9 protein-coding genes are annotated in these 3389 nt (G+C 38.4%); all 9 read left to right on the top strand.

Features of this window, described 5'->3' with window-relative positions; translation table 11 throughout:
- The coding region (locus U9O96_00045) for a hypothetical protein (protein ID MEA2053500.1) at positions 1-463 on the top strand (463 nt) is incomplete at its 5' end.
- 15 nt (positions 464-478) lie between these two features.
- Positions 479-778 carry a hypothetical protein gene (locus U9O96_00040; GenBank protein MEA2053499.1) on the top strand — a complete coding sequence of 100 codons (300 nt, stop codon included), beginning with the start codon at positions 479-481 and terminating at the stop codon, positions 776-778.
- Positions 765-1067, top strand: coding sequence for a hypothetical protein (locus tag U9O96_00035; protein MEA2053498.1), 303 nt, complete (start codon positions 765-767; stop codon positions 1065-1067). Before U9O96_00040 ends, U9O96_00035 begins: the two co-directional genes overlap by 14 nt.
- Positions 1067-1207, top strand: coding sequence for a hypothetical protein (locus tag U9O96_00030; protein MEA2053497.1), 141 nt, complete (start codon positions 1067-1069; stop codon positions 1205-1207). Before U9O96_00035 ends, U9O96_00030 begins: the two co-directional genes overlap by 1 nt.
- Entirely contained in the window at positions 1207-1518 is a 312-nt protein-coding gene (locus tag U9O96_00025) for a hypothetical protein (protein ID MEA2053496.1), read from the top strand. Before U9O96_00030 ends, U9O96_00025 begins: the two co-directional genes overlap by 1 nt.
- Positions 1519-1637: 119 nt before the next feature.
- A complete protein-coding gene (locus tag U9O96_00020) occupies positions 1638-1862 on the top strand; it encodes a hypothetical protein (GenBank protein ID MEA2053495.1) in 225 nt (74 codons plus the stop codon).
- 20 nt (positions 1863-1882) lie between these two features.
- On the top strand, positions 1883-2155 hold the full coding sequence (locus tag U9O96_00015) for a hypothetical protein (protein MEA2053494.1): 273 nt from the start codon (positions 1883-1885) through the stop codon (positions 2153-2155).
- Between the two features lie 112 nt (positions 2156-2267).
- Complete coding sequence (locus U9O96_00010) at positions 2268-2879, top strand: RNA ligase family protein (protein MEA2053493.1); 612 nt, start codon at positions 2268-2270, stop codon at positions 2877-2879.
- Positions 2880-2913: 34 nt separating this feature from the next.
- Positions 2914-3066 carry a hypothetical protein gene (locus U9O96_00005; GenBank protein ID MEA2053492.1) on the top strand — a complete coding sequence of 51 codons (153 nt, stop codon included), beginning with the start codon at positions 2914-2916 and terminating at the stop codon, positions 3064-3066.
- Positions 3067-3389 lie beyond the last annotated feature (323 nt).

Genomic DNA, 3389 nt, shown 5'->3' with positions numbered 1-3389 from the left:
ATATATAATAAAGACTGAATTCGGGCAAAGATTGATTAAGAACAGAGATATATTTTGCTCTAAAAAAGCATATCATTCATTTGTTGGTTACAGTAAAAACCAGTTACATAGAATGACGCACCCAAGCGGAAAACATATGGGAAAGAAACGAAGAAAGCTTGTAGAGAAATTTGGGTATGACTGTAAAAATGCCAGCCATTTAATTAGAATACTTCGTCTTGGAATAGAATTTCTTTCAACTGGCGAGATCCAGGTAGAAAGAAACGATGCACAAGATTTGATAGAAATTAAAAAGGGTGAATGGTCATTAGAAAAAGTTCAAAAGACAGCAGATGAATTGTTCAAAACAGCGCACGAAGCATTGATCCACAGTCCATTGCCACCGCAACCCGATAAAGATCGAGCAGAAAAATTGTGCCAAGAAATATTGATTGATTGGTTTATACAACAAAATCATATCTGATAAATAGGAGAAATAATGTCTTGTCCATTATGTGAAAGAAAAGTTTTAACTGAACTGTATTACGAAGATGAAGATGTATGGATAGTGCGAGACCTGCATAACAGGGATTATGATTTTCGCATATTAGCTGTATGGAAAGAACACCAAGCATGTGATCAATTAGAGGGATGGAAAAAGGAGAGATTAGATTTGTTGCTAAACAGCATTGCGTGTTGGTTTGATAATTACGATGTGGTCAAAATAGATAGAACTCATTTCTCAATACCGGGGCATTGTCATTTTCAAGCTTGTATGGAATTAAATGAAAAACATTAAAAGAAAAGGCACTGATTTTGAGAGAGAATTAGTCAATAATGCCCGCAAACGCGGATTGGCGGCTGATAGAGCGTACGCCAGCAACGGAAGAGCGCTAGGGGAATCGAGGGAGGTTGACCTAATAATACAAGGATTAAGGATTCAAGCTAAACGAAGAAAAAGCATAGCAAAATATTTACGAATTCCAGACGAAGTAGATGCGGTAGCAATAAGGCAAAATCGTGGAGAAACATATATAATATTGAAGCTGGAAGATATATTAGATAAACTTGAGGCAGGTGATTGGTAATGGCAAAAAAGAAGTCCGAAAAGCGGAAAAGGGTAGAGGAGAAACTTAAAGAGTTCGGGAAGATGAATGTTAATTTAAATTCAAAGACAGTAAGGGAACTTTTAGCGACAGAAATAATGAAGATTTTTAAGGAGAAATGATGTCTGACCTAAAATTAATAACATCCGATATCGAGAAAGAAATAGTTTTGAGGATAAAAGACTCAACGAAACATCCTATTCCCATTGAATTGGTTGATCCAACCGAATTAATGAAAGAGCTATACGAAAAAAATCCAATGAGATCTATTATGTTGTTTAATGCTTCCCAAAGCATATTGCGGTTGGCGCCCCAATGGCTTTCCGCCATGATGTACTTAGCTTCTGCCCTTGGGATAGACCCCAAAAAGATAACAGAGAATGAGGAACGAAACCCAAAAGCAGAAAAGCTTAAAAAGTTCTTTGGGGATTAGACATTGCGTTTTTATGACATTTTTGTTATACTCGTGGGATAGCTCGTGTATCATGTGTATAGGGAGTAACATTGTCGTTAAAACGGCAGCAGCCACAAAAGAGAATTGAGGAGGATAAGATGAATTTAGATGAAATCACTAAAGAATCAAATGTACCAGCATTAGGCATATTAGAAAAGGGTACGGAAATGATTCTCAGAAATCAATACGGAGAATATATGGTCAGTAAACCCATTGACGATCTTCCAATAGATGTTCTGTTTTCGGAAGTTATCATACCAGTTTTATTGGCGGCAGGGTATGGAGAAGAAACAATACGAGGAATAGTTGATGTTGTTTATTGAGTTCTAAGAGGTGATTAGATATGAAAGCAGTATTATGTCCTGTGTGTAACGGAACGGGAAAAATCCCCGATCCCGACTCAACCGTAGGAGAGAAAACCTGTCATGGATGCCACGGTTACGGCTGGGTTACGGTGCCCGGAGATTATCCCATGCCAGTAATAGGATACCCACCGCCCAAGAAATTTGAATTTCCGTGGACTGGCACTCCAACAGATTCGGATAATTGGTGCCAAACAGATGGAACCCAAAACGACAGTGATAGATCAAACGATTTAATAATTAATTCCAGATAATCTGTTATGATTTTTCATATGGTAGAACATGTATAATGTGAAACCATTAGGGCAAAAGGCATATGGTCATATTCCGCATGTTCCTGGCAGTAGAATGGGGCCAGGAGATCATATGATTGGCGAAGGCGCTAAGAAAATTGTGTGTGAAAAAGTTAAAGACAAACATGATCGTATAATAGTACAAGTAAAGGTAGATGGTTCCAATGTATCTATTGCCAACATCGATGGCAGAATAATTCCTTTAGGTAGATCTGGATACAGTGCTTATTCTAGTCCTTATAAACAGCACCATTTATTTGCGGATTGGGTATATTCTCAAATTGGTAGATTTGAATTTCTTAAACCGGGAGAACGATTGTGTGGTGAGTGGTTAGCTTTAGCACATGGAACCCGATATGCCTTATTGCACGAGCCATTTGTGGTTTTTGATCTTATGAAATTACCACACAAACGCATTACATTTAATAAATTGCGGGAACGAGTTAAACCATACGATTTTGTTCTTCCCCATCTTCTCTCAGAGGGGCCGCCACGATCAATTGAGTGGTGCAAGAAAGCGATTAAAGATATACATCCGCATGGTGAGCTAGACCCCATTGAAGGAGTTGTATGGAGACGAGAACGCAAAGGAAGAGTTGATTTTTTATGCAAATGGGTAAGACCAGATAAGGTGGATGGCAAGTATTTAGATCAAGAAATTTGGAATTGGTATCCAGACACTTGAAAAATCATCTGAAATCGGTTATAATGTTGGGGAAATGAGAAAAGTGAAAAATAAAGCCAGATTAACAGCAGTAACAGCAATAGCTTTCTCTCCGATAATTTTACCAATTATGATTTTAATAAAAGCCATATGGACGATCTATGCATATATGGACGAAGCAATACACATGCTGGTTAAGGGCAAATAAGTGGGGGGTTGCATTTTGTTTTCGGATCGGGTATAATAGGAAGATGTAATGGCACAAGCAGTTCCTACTAAATTTCATTGGAGAAAATTTACTGCTCGCCATTATATAAAGAGGAGCATTGTGAACAAAGCGACAAGGCTAGTGGGATGAGAGCAATGTGGCAAAGGTGGTTCCTATTATCTTACGCGAAAGAATTACCACCCGCCACTCAAAAAGGAGGGAGTCATGAACAAAGCAACCATAAGATTATTCAAAGCCGTACCCGTTGAGGGCAATAAGACCGTTGAGGAGACTGACTACGAGCAATTGGTGAGAGAAACCAT

Source organism: Candidatus Thermoplasmatota archaeon, assembly GCA_034660695.1.
Classification (GTDB): domain Archaea; phylum Thermoplasmatota; class E2; order UBA202; family DSCA01; genus JAYEJS01.
Note: the sequence above shows the minus strand (reverse complement) of the source record. Positions and strands in the feature narration are given on the sequence as shown.